Origin of the sequence: Arenibacter echinorum, assembly GCF_003259375.1 — a bacterium.
In the GTDB taxonomy this organism is placed as follows: Bacteria; Bacteroidota; Bacteroidia; order Flavobacteriales; family Flavobacteriaceae; genus Arenibacter; species Arenibacter echinorum.
Genome location: NZ_QLLN01000007.1, coordinates 201,377 through 224,672, shown reverse-complemented (window position 1 = coordinate 224,672; position 23,296 = coordinate 201,377). Strand labels below are relative to the sequence as shown.

15 protein-coding genes are annotated in these 23,296 nt (G+C 40.2%); 13 read left to right on the top strand and 2 right to left on the bottom strand.

Going from position 1 to position 23,296, the window contains the following annotated elements; translation table 11 throughout:
- Positions 1-20 precede the first annotated feature (20 nt).
- From LV92_RS18040 to LV92_RS18010, 7 genes are all read left to right on the top strand, one after another.
- Positions 21-1,937, top strand: coding sequence for an ABC-F family ATP-binding cassette domain-containing protein (locus tag LV92_RS18040; RefSeq protein ID WP_111624998.1), 1,917 nt, complete (start codon positions 21-23; stop codon positions 1,935-1,937).
- A gap of 166 nt (positions 1,938-2,103) precedes the next feature.
- On the top strand, positions 2,104-2,982 hold the full coding sequence (locus LV92_RS18035; RefSeq protein ID WP_111624997.1) for a leucine-rich repeat domain-containing protein: 879 nt from the start codon (positions 2,104-2,106) through the stop codon (positions 2,980-2,982).
- Between the two features lie 12 nt (positions 2,983-2,994).
- Positions 2,995-3,900: a leucine-rich repeat domain-containing protein gene (locus LV92_RS18030; protein WP_111624996.1), complete on the top strand. Its 906-nt coding sequence runs from the start codon at positions 2,995-2,997 to the stop codon at positions 3,898-3,900.
- Positions 3,901-4,057: 157 nt separating this feature from the next.
- Positions 4,058-5,194: an efflux RND transporter periplasmic adaptor subunit gene (locus LV92_RS18025; RefSeq protein ID WP_111624995.1), complete on the top strand. Its 1,137-nt coding sequence runs from the start codon at positions 4,058-4,060 to the stop codon at positions 5,192-5,194.
- Positions 5,194-8,493 (top strand): efflux RND transporter permease subunit, encoded by a 3,300-nt coding sequence (locus LV92_RS18020; RefSeq protein WP_111624994.1) that lies wholly within the window; start codon positions 5,194-5,196, stop codon positions 8,491-8,493. The genes LV92_RS18025 and LV92_RS18020 overlap by 1 nt, the downstream gene beginning before the upstream one ends.
- Positions 8,494-9,858 carry a TolC family protein gene (locus LV92_RS18015; RefSeq protein ID WP_111624993.1) on the top strand — a complete coding sequence of 455 codons (1,365 nt, stop codon included), beginning with the start codon at positions 8,494-8,496 and terminating at the stop codon, positions 9,856-9,858.
- Positions 9,859-9,935: 77 nt separating this feature from the next.
- Complete coding sequence (locus tag LV92_RS18010) at positions 9,936-10,118, top strand: CPXCG motif-containing cysteine-rich protein (protein ID WP_111624992.1); 183 nt, start codon at positions 9,936-9,938, stop codon at positions 10,116-10,118.
- A 92-nt stretch (positions 10,119-10,210) separates the two neighbouring features.
- Here the strand turns inward: LV92_RS18010 and LV92_RS18005 are convergent, their stop codons facing one another.
- On the bottom strand, positions 10,211-12,925 hold the full coding sequence (locus tag LV92_RS18005) for a M16 family metallopeptidase (RefSeq protein WP_111624991.1): 2,715 nt from the start codon (positions 12,923-12,925) through the stop codon (positions 10,211-10,213).
- A gap of 161 nt (positions 12,926-13,086) precedes the next feature.
- Between LV92_RS18005 and LV92_RS18000 the strand changes: the two genes are divergently transcribed.
- Positions 13,087-14,118, top strand: a complete 1,032-nt coding sequence (locus tag LV92_RS18000; RefSeq protein ID WP_111624990.1) for a formylglycine-generating enzyme family protein — start codon at positions 13,087-13,089, stop codon at positions 14,116-14,118.
- Positions 14,119-14,164: 46 nt separating this feature from the next.
- Positions 14,165-14,713 carry a YceI family protein gene (locus LV92_RS17995; RefSeq protein ID WP_111624989.1) on the top strand — a complete coding sequence of 183 codons (549 nt, stop codon included), beginning with the start codon at positions 14,165-14,167 and terminating at the stop codon, positions 14,711-14,713.
- Positions 14,714-14,836: 123 nt separating this feature from the next.
- Here LV92_RS17995 and LV92_RS17990 read toward each other — a convergent pair whose 3' ends face one another.
- Positions 14,837-15,706, bottom strand: coding sequence for a helix-turn-helix domain-containing protein (locus LV92_RS17990; RefSeq protein WP_111624988.1), 870 nt, complete (start codon positions 15,704-15,706; stop codon positions 14,837-14,839).
- Positions 15,707-15,920: 214 nt separating this feature from the next.
- Between LV92_RS17990 and LV92_RS17985 the strand changes: the two genes are divergently transcribed.
- From LV92_RS17985 to LV92_RS17970, 4 genes are read left to right on the top strand one after another with little or no spacing between them, the layout of a single operon-like run.
- On the top strand, positions 15,921-19,145 hold the full coding sequence (locus LV92_RS17985) for a DUF1553 domain-containing protein (protein ID WP_111624987.1): 3,225 nt from the start codon (positions 15,921-15,923) through the stop codon (positions 19,143-19,145).
- A gap of 34 nt (positions 19,146-19,179) precedes the next feature.
- A complete protein-coding gene (locus LV92_RS17980) occupies positions 19,180-20,691 on the top strand; it encodes a DUF1501 domain-containing protein (RefSeq protein WP_111625085.1) in 1,512 nt (503 codons plus the stop codon).
- A gap of 32 nt (positions 20,692-20,723) precedes the next feature.
- Positions 20,724-21,833 carry an NHL repeat-containing protein gene (locus LV92_RS17975; RefSeq protein ID WP_111624986.1) on the top strand — a complete coding sequence of 370 codons (1,110 nt, stop codon included), beginning with the start codon at positions 20,724-20,726 and terminating at the stop codon, positions 21,831-21,833.
- A gap of 39 nt (positions 21,834-21,872) precedes the next feature.
- The gene (locus LV92_RS17970) at positions 21,873-23,267 is read left to right on the top strand and encodes a DUF2231 domain-containing protein (RefSeq protein ID WP_111624985.1); all 1,395 of its coding nucleotides are present in this window, start codon (positions 21,873-21,875) and stop codon (positions 23,265-23,267) included.
- Positions 23,268-23,296: the final 29 nt, after the last annotated feature.

Genomic DNA, 23,296 nt, shown 5'->3' with positions numbered 1-23,296 from the left:
TGTAACATTAGTCACCAAATATGCTTAATATCCACAATCTCTCCGTTTCTTTTGGAGGAGAATATCTGTTTGAAGAAATATCTTTCCGTTTAAATTCTGGGGATCGCGTTGGTCTAATAGGAAAAAACGGAGCGGGGAAATCTACGCTTTTGAAAATTTTATCCAAGGATATGCCCATAGATTCGGGAACTATAGCCTCTGATAAAGATATTAAGATGGGATTCCTACGGCAGGATATCGATTTTGAACTAGGAAGGACGGTGCAGGAAGAGGCTCATCAGGCCTTTGAGGAAATAAAGGCTTTGGAGCTCAGGTTGGATGAAATTAACCATCAGCTGGCCGAGCGTACCGACTATGAAAGTGAAGCCTATAATCAGTTAATTATAGACTTGAACGATGTAACCCATCATTATGAGATTTTGGGAGGGTACAATTATCAGGGCGAAACCGAAAAGGTATTGTTGGGCCTAGGTTTTAAACGTGAGGATTTTGATCGTAAAACGGAAACCTTTTCCGGAGGTTGGAGGATGCGGATAGAATTGGCAAAGCTTTTGTTACAGAGCAATGACGTACTCTTATTGGATGAGCCAACAAACCACTTGGATATAGAATCAATAATTTGGTTGGAAAATTTCCTGAAGAATTATTCCGGGGGTGTTATGATAGTCTCCCACGATAAAATGTTTTTGGATAATGTTACCAATAGGACTATTGAAATTTCATTGGGAAGGATATATGATTACAATAAGCCCTATTCCAAATACTTGGTGCTTAGGAACGAAATAAAGCAGCAGCAGTTAAATGCCCAGAAAAATCAAGAGAAGGAAATACAGCAGGCTGAAAGATTGATTGAAAAGTTCAGGGCCAAATCCACAAAGGCCTCCATGGCACAGTCCCTAATCAAGAAGCTCGATAAAATGGAGCGGATAGAGGTTGATGAGGATGACAATAGTGTTATGAACTTGAGATTTCAAATTTCCGTTACCCCTGGTAAAGTTGTAACAGAAATAGAAGGCTTATCCAAGAGTTATGGAGACAACCATGTACTAGAGAAAATAGACCTGTTGATAGAGCGGGACTCCAAAACCGCATTTGTTGGGCAAAATGGGCAAGGGAAATCCACTCTGGCAAAAATAATGGTGGGAGATTTGGATCATAAGGGGCACCTAAAATTAGGTCATAATGTTCAAATTGGATATTTCGCACAAAATCAGGCAGAATATTTGGATGGGGAAAAGACTATTTTGGATACCATGTTAGATGCGGCCAATGAAAAGAACAGGAGTAAAGTTAGGGATATATTGGGGTCTTTTTTATTTAGGGGCGATGAGGTGGAGAAATATGTAAAAGTACTATCTGGAGGTGAGCGGAACAGATTGGCCCTCGCAAAAATGCTACTACAGCCTTTTAATGTGTTGGTTATGGATGAGCCAACAAACCATTTGGACATCAAATCCAAGAATGTGCTAAAGCAGGCCCTTCAGAATTTTGATGGAACCTTGATATTAGTGAGTCACGATCGGGATTTTTTGCAGGGACTTACGAACAAGGTATATGAATTTAGGGATGGCAGCATCAAAGAATATCTTGGGGACATCGATTTCTATTTGGAGCAGAGGAAAGTTGAGGATTTCAGGGCAATAGAAAAGAAGCAAACGGTAGTCCAGAAAAAAGAAAAACCCCAGGAGAAACACATCGATTTCGAAGATCAAAAAAAGATAAAATCTTTAAAAAATAAGCTTAGTTCAGCGGAAAGTGACATTGCCCGCTTAGAAAAGGAAATAGCAGGAATTGATCATGACCTACTTATGAATTATGATGCAACAATTGCAAAGGCCAATTTTTTCGACGCTTATCAAAAGAAAAAAAAGAACCTCGAAAACCTTATGAAAACTTGGGAAAATATCACTTTGGAACTTGAAGAATTCTCTTTGTAGGAAATAAATCCAAGTGTTTAAATTTCTTTCACCACAACTTTTTGCACTTTCACAACAAATAAGGGGCTTTCGAGCTTATTTCATCGAATATTTTTGCTGTTTGTCGGACAATAACCTTATTTTGTAGGGTAATTCTTATTCTTTATTTAGGATAAAAGTGAAAAATATGAAAAAAAGCATATTTATGCTATTTGTGGTTTTATTTGGACAATTTTTATCTGGTCAGGTTTCTGAACTGGAAAAAAATGTGCTTGTAGACCTCTATAACAGTGCAAAGGGCCATACCTGGACCAAGGGATGGGACTTGAACGCTCCGGTATCTACCTGGGAGGGTGTTACCCTTGAGAACAATAAGGTGGTATCCCTTAATTTAATGAATAATAATCTTAAGGGGAGCATACCAAATTCAATAGGCGACCTAAAGAATTTAAAAGTATTGAACCTTGCCTTAAATAATATTGGAGGGAGTATTCCAGAAAGTATAACGGAATTAAAAAAATTGGTTGTGCTAAGGTTGGGTAAAAATAAAATAACAGGGACGATTCCTAAAAATATTGGGAGTTTGGAAAAGCTTCTTGTACTGGATCTTTTTTATAATGACCTTTCTGGAGAATTGCCTCTAAGTATGGGTGAGATTAAAAGGCTAAGGGTAATATTGCTTTCCCATAATGGATTAAGTGGTTCTATACCTTTGACCTTTGGAAATTTAAAATATTTAGAACGTTTGGAGTTGGGCGATAATAATTTTAGTGGCGTAGTGCCGGACAGTCTGGAAAACCTGACCAATCTTAAAATGCTTGTTTTGGCGGAAAACCGATTTAGGGGAGAATTCCCGGAGGATATCTTAAGTCTTCCTAATCTAAAACTGGTACAACTTCAAAATAATAGATTTGGCGAAAATGATTTCAGTAAGGATGCGGGTAAAAATAATTTTGCTCTTTTTGATTTTGATGGAAGTAATCACAGAAATTTTGATCTTAATAAAATAAATAGTGATAAGGATGTTAGAACGGCCGATACCAGATTTGAGGATAGTTTTAATTAAAGAAATACATATATGATACAACAAAAATTACGAAGAGCTTGGGTTTTGGGAGTGATTGTATTTTGCTTGGTGTTTACCACAGCGGTAGATGCGATGGTTCCAAAAAGTGAAAAAAACGTACTATTGGAACTTTACAAAAGTACCCAAGGCCAAAAATGGAATACTACATGGGATGTCAATGCCCCTGTTGATACTTGGTTTGGGGTGACGGTCCAAAACGGGCATGTGGTGGAAATAAATCTTTTTAGGAATAACCTTGTAGGTAGTCTGCCAGAAAGTATAGGGGATTTGAAGCACTTGGAGAATCTAAACCTTGCCTTTAATGTCATAAGTGGGGAAATTCCGAAAAGTATAGCCCAGTTAAGTAAATTGGAGGTGTTGAAATTGGAGATGAATAGGTTGGAGGGAGAAATACCATCAGAAATCGGGAGTATGAAATCCTTGGTAAAACTTTCTGCTTTTAATAATTTCCTAAGTGGAAAAATACCGGAAAGTCTTGGAAACATTCAAACCCTAAAGGAGCTTAATTTATCCAGCAATAACCTTACGGGGCGCATACCAAATTCATTGGGAGAGCTTTCAAAATTGGAGAGTCTGGGGCTTTTTGAAAATAAATTGTACGGTTCTATCCCTGGAGAATTGGGGAAATTAGGAGAATTAAAGGAGCTGGTATTGGCGAACAATGAACTGGGCGGGGAAATTCCAAAGGAGTTTGGACAATTGTCAAGCCTTAAGGTCCTTCAAATTCAGAATAACAATATTTTCTCTTTTGATAATATGGAAAGCATGAATTCTGGTCAGTTCCTTGTTTTTGATTACGATAAAGTAGAAGTAGAAAAAGAAAATAAGTATAAGGATTTTGACGTCATTAAAACAAGAATGGCAGATACGAAGTTTGAGGATGAAATGGAGGAATAGTAATTACTTAAAAATAAGTTGGTTTGGTTAGAAGGAATACAATTTGTATTCCTTTTTTTTTAGATTAATACTGTATTTAGGAACTTTAAGATACATTTAACAAGAATCCCTTAAACTAATAGATAGTTTTGCAGTCAAACCAACTTATAAACCCTTTATGAATTCTAGAAAAATTGCATTATCTATTATTGGGGCCCTCCTAATAATAGGCTCCTTTTTTGGTGCAAAATATATTGTCAATAGTAAGACCACTCCAAAGCCACGACCAGAGAAAGTGGTAAAAACGGTTATTGTAGAGATAGTCAAGAATGGTAATGTACCAATAATTGTTCCGGCAAACGGAAATCTTGTAGCCAAAAGAAGGGTGGAGCTCTACGCTGAGGTCCAAGGGGTTTTTAAAACTGGAAACAAATTATTTAAACCCGGACAGGAATATAGGGCGGGAGAAATACTGATAAGAATAGACGCTGCTGAATATTATGCCAACGTTCAATCCTCCAAAAGTAATTTATACAATTTAATCACTTCCATAATGCCCGACCTTCGATTGGACTATCCGGAGGTATTTGATAAATGGCAATCATTTCTGGCTAATTTTGATATAAATAAAAGTGTTCCTCCTCTTCCGGAAATGAATACGGACAAAGAAAAATATTTTATTTCCGGGCGAGGTATTTTGACCAATTATTACACTACAAAAAATTTAGAGCAACGTTTGGCCAAATATACAATTGTGGCACCTTTTAATGGGGTTTTGACCGAAGCGTTGGTCACAGAGGGTACCTTGGTCAGGTCTGGGCAAAAATTGGGAGAATTTATCAATACCAATGATTACGAATTGGAAGTCGCCATTAGCAAGACCTACAGCGATCTATTGAATGTTGGTGAAGTAGTGCAGTTAAAAAGTATTGATAATGACAAAACCTATCAAGGGAAAGTTACGCGGATAAATGGACGTGTAGATTTGGCTTCCCAGACCATTACGGCTTTTATAGAGGTAAAGGATCCGGAACTAAGGGAAGGGATGTACCTAGAGGCCCATCTGAAAGCGAAGGAAGAGCCAAATTCCATTGAAATAAACAGGAGTTTATTACTGGAAACCGAACAAATATATGTCGTCAGGGACTCAGTTTTGGATTTGATACCCGTGAAACCGGTTTATTTTTCGGATAACAAAGTAGTTTTAAAAGATGTGCCAGACGGAATAACAATTCTATCCAAACCGGTAATGGGAGCCTATGCTGGAATGTTGGTAAAAGTATTTAATGGCCAAGTAACCAACGATCAAAACTAATGAGGAATATAATAGCCTATTTTATAAAGTACCATGTGGCCGTAAATGTCATAATTGTGGCTTTCATTATTTTTGGTGTAGTAGGGGCGTTATCATTAAAATCTTCATATTTCCCACTTACCGATTCCAAAAACATTAGCATAAATGTAACCTATCCGGGTGCTTCCCCACAAGAAGTGGAGGAAGGTATTGTTCTTAAGATAGAGGATAACCTAAAAGGTTTGGAGGGTGTGGACCGAGTTACTTCCACATCAAGGGAAAACAGCGGTATTATAAATGTTGAGATAGAGAAGGGCAGGGATATAGACTTTATGCTCTTGGAAGTTAAAAATGCCGTAGATAGGGTGCCTTCGTTCCCAACGGGTATGGAACCTTTGGTGGTTTCCAAGTTGGAGGCGGTAAGGCAAACCATTAGTTTTGCCATTAGCGGTGAAAATATAAGTTTGTCTGCTTTAAAGCAGATAGGCAGACAGGTGGAGAACGATATCAGGGCCATGGAGGGCATCTCCCAAATAACTATTAGCGGATATCCTGCAGAGGAAATAGAGATTGCGGTGAACGAGAATAGCCTTTTGGCTTATAATGTCTCATTTGACGAGGTAGCCCAAGCCGTCTCTAATGCCAATATTTTAGTCACCGGGGGTAATATTAAGACTAGCGCGGAAGAATTTCTGATCAGGGCCAACAATAGGTCGTATTACGGAAATGAATTATCAAATGTCATCGTCCGGGCCAATTCGTCCGGGCAAACAGTACGCCTCAAGGATGTGGCAGTTATAAGGGATCGGTTTTCGGAAACGCCCAATGCTACCTATTTTAATGGAAATCTAGCTGTAAATATTGCTATTACAAGTACCAATACGGAAGATTTAATAACATCATCCGAAAAGGTAAAGGAATATATAGAAGAGTATAATCAAAAGCATAACAACGTAAAGTTGAGTGTGGTCAGTGATCAGTCAGTAACACTAACACAACGCACGCAATTGTTGACCGAAAATGCCATTATGGGGATGATTTTGGTGCTCCTTTTTCTTTCGCTGTTTCTTAATACCAGATTGGCGTTTTGGGTGGCCTTCGGCTTACCGGTAGCATTTTTGGGAATGTTTGTATTTGCTGGATTCTTTGACGTAACCATCAATGTACTGTCCCTTTTTGGAATGATTATCGTAATCGGTATTTTGGTGGATGACGGGATTGTGATAGCCGAAAATATTTATCAGAACTACGAAAAAGGAAAGCCTCCCATACAGGCAGCGGTTGATGGTGTTATGGAAGTACTGCCTCCAATTATTTCTGCCATCATCACTACAATATTGGCCTTTTCCATATTCCTATTTTTAGATAGTAGGATAGGCGAATTTTTTGGAGAGGTTTCAGTAATTGTAATTTTAACCTTGGTGGTGTCTTTGATTGAGGCTCTAATAATTTTACCTGCCCATTTGGCCCATTCCAAAGCCCTTCAACCATTGGATAATAAACCTAAAAAAGGAATAGCCAAGGTATTTGCAAAATTAAGGGTCATCAATGAATGGGGCGATAGTCTTATGGTATGGATGAGGGATAAACTATATGGCCCCGTACTCCGTTTTTCGCTTCGCTATAAAATTCTGATGTTTTCCATATTCGTAATGTTACTGTTTTTAAGTTTCGGCTCCATTGGAGGTGGAATTATCAGAACTGCGTTTTTTCCACGGGTAGCAAGTGATCGGGTATCCGTAGACTTGTTAATGCCCAATGGAACCCATGAAAGGGTAACCGACTCGATAATTAGCTTAATTGAAGAAAAGGCTAAAATTGTGGACCAGGAGCTAACGGAAAAGTACTTAAAGGGTACTGGTAAAAAGCTTTTTGAAAACATGATAAGAAAAGTGGGGCCTGGTTCCTCCACGGCCTCGCTGGACATTAATCTTTTGCCAGGGGAAGAACGACCAGACGCTATACGATCGGATTTGATTACCAATAGGTTGCAGGAACTGGTAGGCCCGGTTGTTGGAGTTGAAAGTCTCATCTATGGTTCGGGTGGAAATTTTGGGGGTAGCCCTGTTTCGGTTTCCCTATTGGGTAATAACATAGTGGAATTAAAAGAGGCAAAAAAAGAGCTTAAGAGCATTTTGCAGAACAATGCCCTATTAAAGGATGTAGCGGACAATGATCCGGCGGGAATAAAGGAAATACGCTTGGAGCTGAAGGAGAATGCCTATTTAATGGGGTTGGATCTGAGAAGTGTCATGAATCAGGTGCGAGCCGGATTTTTTGGGGCCCAAGCGCAACGTTTTCAACGGGGACAGGATGAAATTCGGGTCTGGGTGCGTTACGACCGCTCTGACCGATCGTCTATCAATGATTTGGATGACATGCGAATCAGCACTCCCAGCGGAAGCAAGGTGCCCTTAAAGGAAATTGCAAGTTATGTAATAGTGCGAGGGGATGTTGCCATTAACCATTTGGAAGGTCAGCGCGAAATTCAGGTTTCTGCGGATATTAAAGATGACAAGACCACAAGTGCCACCGATATTATGAACGAAATAAGGACGGTTATAATGCCGGACATCCATTCTAGATATCCCACTGTAACTGCGTCCTATGAAGGTCAGAACAGGGAGACCGCTAAGCTTTTTGGGTCTTTAAAATTTGTGGGCCTTTCCGTTTTGTTGTTGATCTATATTACCATAGCCTTTACCTTCAGGAGTTTTAGTCAGCCCCTGCTGTTGATTATTTTGGTGCCTTTTAGTATCACCGCTGTAGCCTGGGGTCACTGGATCCATGATTTTCCTATCAACGTTTTGTCCATGTTGGGAATAATTGCCTTGATAGGAATTATGGTAAATGACGGCTTGGTGCTTATTGGTAAATTTAATGGTAATCTTAGGGAAGGAATGAAATTTGATGATGCCATTTATGAAGCCGGTAAATCTAGGTTTAGGGCTATATTCCTGACTTCCATAACTACTATTGCCGGTTTGGCGCCTTTGCTATTGGAAAAAAGTCGACAAGCACAATTTTTGAAACCAATGGCAATCTCCATTGCTTATGGAATTGGGTATGCAACCGTATTGACCTTATTGATGTTGCCTTTGTTTTTGGCCTTTAGCAATAAAATGAAAGTAGGTACCAAATGGTTGATCACCGGAAAAAAAGTGACCAAAGAAGAAGTAGAACGGGCAATAAAGGAACAAATGGAAGAAAGTCATATGCAAAATTTTGAAAAACATGAGCAGAATGGTCATTCTCCGGAAATATCAACTTCGTTAGAGGAAGAAACCGTAATATCTAATGACTTGGAAGACAATAAGTAAATGAAATATAAATATATAATCGCAAGCCTGCTAATTGGTTTTTGCGGAGTTGTAAGTGCACAAGAGGAGCTGTTGTCCAAGGATGCTGCTGTATCATTGGCCTTGGAAAACAATTTTGGAATTAAGGTTGCCAAAAATCAGGTGGCCATTGCGGATAATAATGCGGGTATCCTCAACTCTGGTTACTTGCCTACCCTCACCGGTACAGCTGGTGCCACCTATAACGAATTTAACAGCAATACGGAGTACCCAGGTCAATTTGAATCGAATGGTAGCCCCAGGCCAGATTTGGAGATCAATGATGCGGAATCCCAAGCCTACAATGCCGCTCTTCGTATAGACTATACGCTGTTCGATGGTATGGGTAGACTCTATAATTTTAAGCGATTAAAAGAGCAGTATCAATTATCAGAATTACAAGCTAGGGAAACCATAGAAAATACCATTCTCCAATTATTTAGTGTTTATTATGAAATTGCCAGGCTTACCGAAAACGAGAATGTTCTAAGGCAGGCCTTGGAAATTTCCAAAGACCGGATCAAAAGAGCGGAATATTCCTTTGAATATGGACAGAATACCAAATTGGACATTCTTAATGCCCAGGTTGATGTTACCAACGATAGTATTAGTTTAATGAACGTTCAGCAGAACTTGGCCAATGCAAAAAGGGATTTGAATGTGGTGCTCAATCAAAACCTCAATGAGACATTTGTAGTGGATACCCTAGTAAGTTTTATTCCTAAATTACAGTTGGAGGATTATATTGCTCAATCGAAAGAGAATAATGTGGCCATACTTCAGACAGAGCGCAATATGGCCATAAATGAGTATGATATTAAGGTGAACAGATCGGGATACCTGCCTACTTTGGGGTTAAGCGGTAGCTATGGGTGGAATTTGAACCAAAGCGCTGCCACATCCTTTCTTCCGGGACAAATTATACCGGGAAGCAATAGGAACAGTTTAAATTTGGCATTGGGGGCCAGCCTTACATGGAATTTGTTTGATGGTGGAGGAACAACCGTAAGGCTTAAAAACTCCAAAATAGCCTATGAAAATCAGGAAATCTTCAAAGAACAAGTAATACTTGAAGTAGATAGGGATATTTTAAATGCCTTGGGCATCTATGAAAACAGGTTGCAGATATTTCAAATTCAGGAACAGAACGTAGTGACCAATCAAAATAATTTTGAGCGGTCCAAGGAACAATTTCAATTGGGACGTATTACATCCATAGAATTTAGGCAGGCACAGATAAACTTGCTCAACGCACAGACCAATAAGAATTTAGCAAAATACGATGCCAAATTGGCGGAATTGCAGCTGTTGCAATTAACAGGGCAGTTGTTGTCCGTAGAATTTTGATAGATTTATATTCAAGTCCAAGTGGAGGAAAGCTCCCATTTGACGCTAGAAAGTTTAAGTAATTAAACTCTTGATCCATGTACGAACACTTCTTTCAATGTCCCTATTGCTGGGAAGAAATATCTATGCTGTTGGACCCCTCCATTTCTCGACAGACTTATGTGGAAGATTGTGAGGTTTGTTGTAATCCTATATCGGTTGCTCCAGTTTTTGAAGAAGGGGAGCTAATTGCATTTGAGGCTTTGGATATTGGACAATAATATTTGGGAAAAAACCATGTGTCCTAAAAAAAAAGACAGCCCAAACATAGATGTTTAAACTGTCCTTTTAAAGTCAGTATTGTAGGCTAGGCCTATTTCTTATAATCTCCGGCGTTGATTACCGTCCAATTCATGTAGGGTTTAATGTATTTAAGAATTGCATTATTGATATCGCTTATGGTTAGACTCTTCACTTTTTCTTCCAAGTTTTTTTGGAATTCCATAGAGCGATTGTAATAAATATTGTTGTTTACTAGGCCGGCCAGTTCGGCATCTTTGGCCCGGGAAACATTTTCCTCCTGCACCCAACCGTTTACGGCATTCTTCAATTCTTCCTCTGTAATGCCATCTTTAATGAAACGATCCAATTCCTCTTTAAAGCCTAATTGCACCTTGTCATAGTTCTCTGGGGCGTAAATGGCGTATAAGTATATGGATGAATTTTGGTCATCCGCATTGTAATCGGCCTGAAATCCGGCACCTGCGCCATAACTGACACCATCCTTTTGGCGTAACCTGTCCGCAATCCTCGAATTTAGAAAACCGCCTCCGAGTATAGTGGCTGCCATATTTAGTGCAGCATAATCTTCATGGTCCTGGCTAATTTTAACGTTAAGGTTTCCAAGCGTCATGGCATTCTTCTTGTCAGGGGTAAGAATGTCTTCATTCACTTCTGGGGAATTTGTAAATGGATCTTTTAGCCTCGCGTAGGTATTTTTGCTCTTGAAGGTGGCGTACTCTTTTTCCATATAGGTTTTTATTTGCTCCGGCTGCATATCCCCTATACCGACCAGAATGGACTTGCCCAAACCATAAAACGCCTTGTGGAAGCTTTTAATGTCCTCTATAGTGATTGCCTTTATAGCTGCTTCCTCTTCTTCAACTGTCATGGTGTATAAGGGATGCCCCTTGGGAAAGGTATTGTTTATCAAGGATAATCTTTTGGAGGCCAAAAATTGTGGCTCTGTCTTATTACTTTCCAAATATGCCAAGGACTCTGTTTTTAATTTTTCCAATTCCGAGGTCTCAAAGGATGGGGTTTTGAGCATTTCCGACATTAGGGCCAAAGTCGCCATTAGGTTTTCTTCGGTAGAAACTACATTGGCATAAACATTCCCATTACTAGCTCTAAAGGATACTGAAGATTTTAATTTGCTCAATTCGTCCTCGATCTGTTGTCTGGACTTGGAGCGGGTGCCCTTGTTAAGCAGACTTGCGGTAAAAGAGGGGACAACCCCTTTATTCTTGAGGGATTCCTCGTTTCCGTTTCTAATACTAAAACTAAGTCTGACGGTTTTTCCGCGGTTACTCTTTTTAATAATACCGTATGCAATGCCATTGGAAAGTTGGCCTTGGTCCAATCTGGATTGAATGGCATCATAGGAAACATCAAAGGCTTCACCTGTACCCATATCCTCCTTGCCTTTATAGTTGGATACAAGGGCCTCAAGATTTTGGGTATGTTCAATTTCTATTCTTTCGGGCTTTTTGGTAGGAATAAATCGGCCTATGGTTCTATTGGTGGTAATCAGGTATTTTTTGGCAATTTCATTTACGGCTTCAAGACTCGCATTTTCAATTCTATCCCGTTGAATAAAGGCCAATCGCCAATCACCACCCCCGATAAATTCACTCATATAGGTTCCTAAATAGGAAGAATTTCTAAAGATTTGATCGGTTCGTTTTAAAAGATTGGCTTTGGCACGATCCAGTTCCTCCTGGGTTATGGGTGTGGTTTTTACTGCATCCAAAGTTTCTTTTAGTACTTTTTCCACTTCGTCCGCATTCTTATCGGACGGTACATCTACGTTGATATATAAAAAACCAGGTTCCTTGGTAAAAGGGGAGAAAGACCATAAGGAAGATGCTTTATTTGCCTCGATTAAAGCTTTGTAGAGCCTGCCGGAAGGTTCGTCAGCCAGAACGTCTTCAATAATTGAAATGGCGGCATAATCCTCATGTGAGCCTGCCGGGGTATGGTACATGGTGGAGACTATCTGTAGATCGCCAACACGATTGAGCTGTACTGTTTTTTCGCCGTCCTGTGCCGGTTCTTCGGTATAGGAGTCCCTTATTGGAGTAGAGGGCTTTTCAATTTCACCAAACTTTTTTTCGATCAAGTCCAGTGTTTTGGCTTCGTCAAATTTGCCTGTTACCATTAAAACTGCATTGTCAGGACGGTAGAATTTTTTATAAAAGGCCTGTAGGTTTTCAATGGGAACGCGTTCTATGTCAGATCTATTTCCAATGGTGCTATTGCCATAGTTGTGCCATATAAAACCGGCATTGATAACGTTCTGCATAAGAACCCGTGAAGGGTCGTTTTCGCCACTTTCAAATTCATTGCGTACTACACTGAACTCGGACTCCAAATCTTTTTTGGCTATATAGGAATTTACCATACGATCTGCCTCCAGGTCCAATGCCCAATCCAGGTTTTCATCTGTGGCATTAAAGGTTTCAAAGTAGTTGGTCCTGTCGAACCACGTGGTTCCATTGGGTCTTGCCCCATGCGAACTCAACTCTTTGGGGATGTCCGGATGGTTGGGGGTACCTTTAAAAACCATGTGTTCCAAAAGGTGGGCCATGCCCTTTTCTCCGTAACCTTCATGTCTGGACCCTACCATATAGGTAATATTGACCGTTATGGTCTGTGACGAATTATCGGGAAACAGAAGTACTTTAAGACCATTGTCCATTTGGTACTCCGTTATTCCCTCCACAGAGGCCACTTTTTGTAATTGCCCATAGGAAAGACTATTGCAAATCAGGAAGATTAGTATAAGAGATAAGATTTTTATTCTCATGGTAGTGTAGTTTTTTGATATTCAATATTACAAAAATTAAAGGGTGTTTTAGGGGTTATAACCTTAGAAATTTTGAGTTTTGGAGGTATATTATGACATAGGGATGGCTCTTTAGAAAAATTGTAATATTTTTAACCCATCAACCTAAACTAATTTATCAAATGCTAAGAATTGCCTCTAGATTATTTAATCTGCCTCTGTCCAATGTTTTCTCATTGTGTTTCTTATTGATTTCCTTGCAGTCCTGTAAATCTGGTCAGGCCGTTGTGGCTGGAACGGATAACAAATTGTCTGAAAACGAGGCCTTTACCGAAAAAATTCCGGCTACCGATATTTCTTTTGATATGGTATTGATACCCGAAGGAACGTTTGAGATGGGAAGTCCAGAGAACCAGGTAAACAGAAAGGCCGATGAAGGCCCAATGAAAACTGTTGAATTGGATGCCTTTTATATGGGAAAATACGAACTGGGTTGGGAGGTTTTTGAGTTGTTCTTTAAGCAGAACAAGAATTTGTTCGAGAGCTTGGAAGCGGATAAGTTAAATGGCATAGACGCTATTACAAGGCCTAGTCCTCCCTATGAGGATCCTTCTTATGGTATGGGAAAGGTTGGGTATCCTGCAATAAGTATGTCGGCATATTCCGCCTTGGTGTTCTGTAAGTGGTTAAGTACCGTTACGGGGAGGTTCTATAGATTGCCAACAGAAGCGGAATGGGAGTACGCAGCCAAAGCCGGGACCAATACGGCCTATTCCTTTGGTGATGATATTTCCAAAATTGATGAATATGCCGTGTATTACAAAAACTCCAATAATCAGTATGCCAAGATGGGGAGCAAACTGCCCAATCCTTGGGGATTGTACGATATGCACGGAAATGTCTCCGAATGGACCTTGGATGAGTACAAGGAAAATGCTTTGGCTATTACCGAATCCAAGAACCCTTGGGTAAAACCTACTGTAATACATCCCAGGGTAATCAAAGGAGGGTCTTGGGACGATGATGCAAAGACACTTAGGTCGTCTGCTAGGATTGCATCCAGCTTGAAATTGCAAAAGAGGGATCCGCAGATTCCAAAAAGTTTTTGGTGGAATACGGATTCCAACTTTATTGGGTTCAGATTGGTGAGTCCAAAAGTTCAGCCATCAAAAGAGGAGCAGAAACAGTTTTGGCAAATTGTGTTGGACGAGTAGGAATAAGCGGAGAAACCTTTTAAAAACAAATCATTAAATTTAGCACATGAAAAATACACTGTTCATACTATTGTCATTTCTGGTTTTTATTGGATATGCCCAAGAATCATATACCCTGTCCACAGAAAGTGTTCTCAAAATTAATGGTTCCTCTACCATTCACGACTGGACTGTGACGGCCAATTCAATGAAGGGATCCATGAAAGTGAAGGCTGGAGCAGTAAATAATTTATTGTTTCAGGTGGAGGTGGCCCAAATTAAAAGCGAACGTGGGGCGGCCATGGATAAAAAGATGCATGCTGCATTAAAGATGGAAGAGCATCCTGAAGTATCCTTTAAATTTCAAGAAATAAAGAATACCTCCGATTCGGAAAATACTTTTCAGATTCATGGGATGCTTAATATCGCTGGTGTTGAAAAAGCAGTGGAAATAACATCGGAATTTCAAGAAGTTGACGGGAAATATGTATTTAAGGGAAGCAAGGAGATAAAGTTACAGGATTATGGTATGGAACCACCAACGGCAATGTTCGGCCAAATAATAGTTGGAGATAATGTTACTATCGATTTCGATTTGGTCTATGCCAAAGGATAGAGATGCCTATTCCAGATAGTTGGAGTGGCTCTTTTGTTTCTTGGGTTGATTGTATATTTCCGAATTTTTTTGTTTTCTGATAATCCTAGGTTCAGTAATGAATGAGTTGGTGCGTGTGCAATACTATTTTTGCAATCGCTCTTCCCTAAAAATTCCCGGAGTTACCCCGGTATGACTCTTAAAGATCCTATTGAAATAGGAAAGATTTTCCAATCCCACCTTCTCCGCAATTTGCTTCAGGGAATTGTTGGTGGAAAGCAATAACAATTGTGCTCTTTCAATACGCTTGGACTGAATGTATTTATTGGGGCGCATACCAAAATTTTCATGGAAGACCCTTGAAAAATAATCTGTATTCAGATGGCAAAAGTCGGCCAGCTGCTTTACGGTTAAATTTTCGTGGAGATTTTCATGGATATAGTTTAAAACCATACCAAATTCCTTTTTTACATTACTCTTTGTGGATTGGGAGTTCATATCCTTTATAAATCTGGATATCAATATCTCCAAAATGGCGTGGGTTTCCATATAGGCCGAAGGACTTAATTCTTCGTTCCTCTTTTCAAAATCCATCAGTGTGGGTCGGTTGTCATATACTTTTGGGTTGTTATTTTCCAGCTGCCTATTTGGATTTAGTTCCAACAAGCGCTTAAAATAATACAAGTCCATTGCATTGGCTTTTGACTCGTAAATAAAACTGCTAAAATTAAATATGGAATAGCCATTTTTTATCTCTTCCAAACAACTGATATAATATTGTTCGTGGTATTCATCACATTTGTATCTGCCAAAGGTGTAGCTGGGGATGATATATATGTGTTCAGGTTTCAATTCAATTGCTTCATTACTGTGATAAACCATGGCACTTCCCTCGGTGATGTAATATAGTCTAATAAATGGGCTAATAACATCATCATAATCCCATAGGGGCCCAAGTTTTGCGTAACCTACATTCAATAGGGCTAATTTTAGGGATTGAAGAATTTTGGACATGGCTCAATTTTTTGTCGGATTTAGAACAGTAGTAATCAATATATTTTTATCCAAATACCGATTAATTCACTGCTAATTTAATAAATTTTATAGTGAGGAATAGGATTTGGCATGGTGTTAATGTCGGAAATGTGCAATACTTAAACTGATTTGGACCTGTATTATGAATCCTTAAATTTTATCTTTGAAAAGATAGCAAATAGATAGGTCGAATATGTCAATTATTAAGAAGCTTTTAATTTTCACTTGGGTTTTATTATTTTTTTCCTGTGGAGGTCCGGAAATACCTGATTTGGTATCTCTTGAATATGATAAATTACCTAAGACAGTGGATTTCAATCTTCATGTAAAGCCCATTCTTTCAGATAAATGTTTTATTTGCCATGGCCCGGATAAGGCAAAAATAAAGGCCGACCTTCAATTGCATACCCCTGAAGCTGCCTATAAGGAGCTAAAGGAATCCCCGGGAAAGTTTGCCTTAAAGCCTGGGAATTTAAATAAAAGTGAGGTTTTCCACAGAATTATATCAGAAGATCCCAACTATGTAATGCCCGAACCGGATTCCCATCTTTCGTTGTCCGACCATGAGAAGGCAATCTTGATAAAATGGATAGAACAGGGTGCCGAATATAAAGATCATTGGGCTTTTATAAAGCCGAAAGAATACGATGTCCCAAAAGTTCAGGATAAGGCAGGTCAGGTACAAAATCCTATCGATAATTTTGTATTGGCACGTTTGGAGCAGGATAAATTGCAGTTCTCTCCAAAAGCGGACATAGAATTATTATTGAGAAGACTTTATCTGGATCTGACTGGATTACCGCCAACTTTGGAGGATATGGATTCTTTTATGAAGGATCCTTCACCCGAGGCCTACGAAAAAGAAGTGGACAAATTATTATCCTCTCCCCAATATGGAGAGCAAATGGCCTTGGATTGGATGGACTTGGCACGTTTTGCGGACACTCACGGATATAGTGTTGATAGATATCGGGATATGTCCCCTTGGCGGGATTGGGTTATAGGTGCTTTCAATAAAAATATGTCCTATGAGCAGTTTATAACTTGGCAAATGGCAGGTGACCTTATTGAAAAACCTACTCGGGAAACTATTTTGGCCACAGCTTTCAACCGTGTTCATCCACAGAATATGGAAGGGGGTATAGTAAGTGAAGAGTTTCTGGTTGAATATGCGGTAGACCGTGCAAGTACAGCTGGACAAGCGTTTATGGGGCTTACTGTGGCTTGCGCCAGATGTCATGATCATAAATATGATCCCATATCACACAAGGATTTTTATGAACTCACCAGTTTTTTCAATAATGTAAACGAATCGGGACAGATTTCTTGGAATGATGCCACCCCGGTACCTACCTTAATGATGACCACGGAAGAGGAGGAAAAGGTGTTAACCTATATGGACAGTTTAATTCAAGAAAAAGAAGGGGAAATCGAAAAAATGGAACAGGAGGAAGTGGCTGTCAATTTTGATAATTGGCTGTCGGAAAAGCAATACAAATCCATTGGGATGAAAGTTCCTTCAAACGGATTAACGGCCTACTTCAATCTAAACGATCAAAGTTTGCAAAATGTCATCGATCCAAAGCATAGGGGAACCATGAAGCGGGAAGGTACGGAAGGGCAAAAAATAAATCTTTCCGAGGGAAAACAAGGCAAAGGGGTTCTGTTCGATGGAGATACTTGGCTGGATTTGAGAAAGACAGCTGTTTTCGGAAGAAATGATGCCTTCAGTATAGGTTTATGGGCAAATATACCTGCAAATATCCAGAATGGTAATATTTTCCACAAGGGCGATGGCGCCATTTTGTACAATTGGCGTGGGTATCATCTGAAGATAGTGGACAATAAATTGGAACTTATGATGGCACATACAGCACCCAACAATGCCATTGTAGAGATTGCCAAAAATACGTTTCCACGGGACCAATGGGTGCATTTTGCCATTACCTATGATGGCTCCAGCAAGGCTGAAGGGTATAAGTTGTTTGTTAATGGTAAGGAGATGGAGACCGTCGTTAAAACTGATAACCTGTACAAGGACATCCTTTTTAGAAATAATAATGAACCAGGCTTGCAATTGGGGGCAAGATTAAGGGGGAAAGGAATAAAAGGAGCTGTGGTAGATGAGATAAGGGTGTATGAAAGGGACTTGTCGGCCGTGGAGGTGATGCAACTTGCAAGCGATCCTCAATTAAGTGAATTACTAAAAAAAGAGGTCGTTAGTCTTGGGTCCGGGGATAAAAAAATATTGCAGGAACACTATTTGAAGTCGGTTTCCCAAGCCACCAAAATACAGCACCATAAATTGGCCGAATTGCGCAAGAGCTATGTGGATAGTGTGGAAAAGGTTAAAGAGGTAATGGTCATGGAGGAGACCCCGGAACCGGTACCGTCCTACATTTTGGATCGGGGAGTGTATAATGCCCGCGGAGAAGAAGTGTTTCCAAACACCCCTAAAGCTATTTTGCCCATGCCCGAAGAGTATCCAAAAAACCGCTTGGGATTTGCCAAATGGTTGTTTCATGAGGATCATCCCCTAACAGCAAGAGTGGCGGTGAACAGGTTTTGGCAGCACTACTTTGGGTATGGCCTGGTAAAGACTTCGGAGGATTTTGGGAATCAGGGCGAAATGCCTAGTCACCCCAAATTACTGGATTGGCTAGCCTTAAAATTTAGGGACTCTGGATGGGATGTTAAGGCATTCCAAAAATTGATAGTGATGTCTCATACCTATCAGCAATCTTCCATGGTAAGTGAGGAATTGATGGAAATGGATATCGACAACAGACTTTTGGCAAGAGGACCTTCCAAAAGGCTGTCCGGAGAGATGTTACGCGATAATGCCTTGGCGAGTTCTGGATTGTTGAACAAAACCATAGGAGGAGAAAGTGTAAGTCCTTACCAACCGGAAGGGCTATGGAGGGTGAATAACGCTACCTATAGGCAGGATACGGGGGATAAACTGTACCGAAGAAGTATGTACACCATCTGGAAACGTTCCGTGCCGCATCCTACCTTGGCCACTTTTGATGCTCCCGCGCGAGATGTTTGTACCATTCAGCGACAGGAAACCAATACCCCGCTACAGGCTTTGGTATTGCTTAATGATCCCACTTATATTGAAGCATCCAGAGTTTTGGGTAAGCGTATGAGCGATTCAGCCGATATAAAATTGGCCATTTCCAATGTTTTCAGACAGCTTACCGGTCGGAAAATTAAGGAGGATGAGCTGCAATTACTGCTTGAACTTCAGGAGAATGAATATAAAAAATTCGCGACCAATTTGGAAAGAACAAAAGGATGGCTGAATACGGGTGAATTTAAATTGGAGAATGGTGATGATAAGGCTTTGGTAGCTGCCAATGCGGTAGTGGCCAACACCATTATGAATGCGGATGCCTGCATTACCAAAAGATAAAGATTTAAAGAAAAGCAGAATTAAACAAAAGGATATGTGCGATCATCATGATAAATTAAGATCTAACAATCGAGATCTTCAGGACATTGAAAAGCAATGGGATAGAAGGGAGTTCTTTAAAAAGACCTCGCTAGGCATCGGGGCTATGGCCCTTGGATCCTTATTGAATACGGAAAAGCTGTGGAGTGCTGTAGATCCAACCTCTGCCCAAAGGAATTCCTTGAATGCCTTCTCTACAAATAAATTGGGTTTGCCACATCATCTGCCAAAAGCAAAGCGCATTGTGTATCTGTTTCAAAGCGGTGGTCCTTCGCAACTGGATCTGTTCGATTATAAACCCAAGCTCAAGGATATGTTCGGTCAGGATTTGCCCGATTCAATAAGGGCCGGCCAGCGCCTAACGGGGATGAGCGCGGATCAAACTGCTTTTCCCATTGCTGCATCTACTTTAAATTTTAAGCAGTATGGGGAATCCAGGGCTTGGGTCAGTGATGCTATGCCCTATTTGTCCGAGGTAGTGGATGATCTTTGTTTTATTAAGGGTATGCATACCGATGCTATTAACCATGATCCGGCCATAACCTTTTTTCAAACAGGGAGTCAACAACCGGGGAGACCATCTATAGGTTCCTGGATAAGCTATGGATTGGGGTCGGACAATGATAATTTGCCCACTTTTATTTCCTTGGTTTCCAAAAATGGTTCTGGACAGCCTTTGTACTCCCGTTTGTGGGGCAATGGTTTTTTGCCTACGGAACACCAGGGGGTGCAGTTCCGATCAGGAAAGGACCCTGTACTCTATTTGGGGGACCCTGAGAATTATGATGGAAATGACCGCAGGCAAATGCTGGATTATTTGAAAAAATTGAATGGGATGGCCTATGATTCCTTTGGAGATCCCGAAATTAATGCAAGGATAGCGCAATATGAAATGGCCTATAGAATGCAGACTTCCGTACCCGAGGTAACGGATACTTCGGACGAGCCCGACTATATTTTTGATATGTATGGACCCGATAGCCGAAATCCTGGAACTTATGCAGCAAATTGTTTGATGGCCCGTAAATTATTGGAAAAGGATGTGAAATTTGTTCAATTATATCATCAAGGTTGGGATCAACATGGCGATTGCCCTGGGGGAGTAAAATACCAGAGCAAGAATACAGATCAGGGAACCGCGGCCTTGATCAAGGATTTAAAACAACGGGGTATGCTGGAAGATACCTTGGTGGTGTGGGGCGGAGAGTTTGGACGTACAGTCTATTCCCAAGGTCAGCTCACTGAAACGAACTACGGACGTGACCATCATCCCAAGGCTTTTACCATGTTCATGGCAGGGGCAGGGGTGAAACCGGGATTTACATATGGCGAGACCGATGACTTTGGTTATAATATTATTAAAGATCCGGTACATACCCACGATTTTCAGGCCACCTTATTGCATCTTTTTGGCATAGACCATGAACGATTGACCTTTAAGCATCAAGGCAGAAGGTACAGACTTACCGATGTTCATGGCGATGTGGTGAAAGATATTCTTAGTTAACTCAAAATAGATTCAATTAAATTGAAATATATATGAACAATTCTAGAAGAAAATTTATAGGTAATACGGCGTTGTTGGGAACGGCATTGGCAGCAACCCCTTCTTTTGGTTTTCATATTTTGAAGAAGGGAATTAAAGAGGATCCAATAGTGGGTCACGGAGATTTCCGATATAAGGTCCATAAAGACTGGGCAAAAATAAGCACTGCACATAATCCTATCCTAAATTGTCATGAAATGCAAATGGACAGCAAGGGGAGGTTGCTTATGATCGGTGATCATACGGCAAATAATATTTTGGTATTTGATAAATCAGGGAAATTATTGGACTATTGGGGTACTGGTTATCCAGGTGGACATGGTCTAACCTTGCATAACGAAGGAGGGGAAGATGTACTCTATATAGTGGATTGCGGATATTTTGTGGATAAATCCGGAAAATATCATGCGCAGGCCGGACAGGTGTTTAAGACTACTATTGATGGGCGTCTAATTTTTCCGTTGCCACATCCACATACTATTGGGGTTTACAAACAAGAGGAAGCTTATATGCCCACCGAAACGGCCGTAGGGCCCAATGGGGATATTTATGTGGCAGATGGCTATGGTTCGGATTATATTCTTCAGTTCAATCACAAGGGGGAATTTATCCGCAAATGGGGAGGTAAAAACAATAGCGATGAAAACTACAATTTGGTAAATGCCCATGGAGTGGCAGTAGATTATCGTGATAGTAATAACCCGGTATTGATAGTAACTTCAAGAACGGAAAATGCTTTTAAATTTTTCTCCCTCAACGGAAAATATATCAAAACCTTGAATTTGCCAGGAGCCTTTGTTTGTAGGGCTGTTTTGGACGATGAAAACATCTATTCCGGAGTTTGTTGGTCGGAAACTAGGGATGGTGAAAAATGGGTTAGGGATACGGGTTTTGTAACCATATTGGACGGAAAAAATAAGGTGATTTCCAACCCTGGTGGCGAGGCTCCCAATTATATTAATGGGGAACTCCAAACCATGCATAATTCTACCGTTCCCATTTTTAACCATGGTCACGATGTTTTTGTTGATCCGGACAAAAATTTATACGTATGTCAGTGGAACGCCTATAATACGGCACCAATAAAATTGGAAAGGGTTTAGAAGAATATTATTTGAATTTAGGAGTATTAGTAGTTGACAATGGAAAATAACGTACCGGATTTTATATTGTTTTTAGGTCGATTTCACCCACTAGTGGTGCACTTGCCAATTGGGTTCTTAATTTTTGCCTTTCTTTTGGAATTATATGGGCGTTGGAAAAGAGATAACTCGGTCTCCATGGCTATTGAATTTGCCTTGTTGGGTGGAGCTATAAGCGCCGTGGTTGCCAGTGCCTTGGGCTACATGCTTTCCTTGAGCGGGGACTATGACGAGAGTATGTTGGATACCCATTTTTGGTTTGGAATTGCAACTACTATAGTTACATTTTTCGCATGGTCCATACGTTCGGGCAGGCTTAATATAACAAAATTAAAGGGTATGAAACCCAATATGGCCAGTCTGACCCTTGTGGTGGTTTTGGTGGGTATTACAGGGCATTACGGAGGTAATTTAACTCACGGAAGCGATTATTTGGTAAAATATGCGCCATTTGGTAGAGAGGAAAAAGTAGTGCTACCCCCAATTGACAAATTGGAGGATGCCGCGGTCTATGACTATTTGGTAAACCCTATCCTGGATGCCAAGTGTGCTAGTTGCCATAATTCCAGCAAGAAAAAGGGCGGACTCTCTTTTCAGGACAGTATCGATATTAAAAAAGGAGGTAAAAATGGTGAGGCCTTTATAGCTGGAAATGTCGCCAAGTCCGAGATGATTAGACGTACCATGCTGGATCCTCACCATGAGGATTATATGCCTCCTGAAGGTAAAACTCCCCTTACTGATGAGGAGAAATCAATTTTGACTTTTTGGATAGAAAAGGCAAATGCGGATTTTAGGGTAAAAATGGGGGAATTGGAAACTCCTGAGGAAATAACAAGTATTGCCTCTAACATGTTAGGCTTGGAAGATGTGACCGGTAAAAGTGGAATTCCTTTGCCTAAAGCTGTTCAAGTGAATGAGGAAATATTGAAGGATATTGTGGGTGCAGGGTTTAAAGTTCGGGAATTAATATTTGAATCCGGTTTGTATGAGGTTGTTTTGCCCCCTCATTTTATTAGTTCCAAGAACAGCGATGAATTGGATGGAAAGCTGGAAAAGCTACTTCCAATGAAGGACAATATTATATGGCTTTCCCTCAAGGACAACGGTGTGCAGGACAGGCATTTAAAAACCATCGGTCAATTTGTAAACCTTCAAAAAGTAGAATTGGAAAAAAATCCGATCACAGACTTGGGTATAGCTGAAATTACAGGGATTCAAAGTATAACAGGACTTAATTTATATGAAACTAAAATTACGGCATCAAGTTTTGATAACTTTATAAAAATGAAGGGATTGGAACGTGTGTACGCTTGGGGAACAGCAATAACCGAAGATGAGGTGGCAAGTTTTGCCAAAAAAGAAAATCGTCCCGCCATAATAATGGGGATGTAATGACGGTATATTAATGATTAATTTATTTC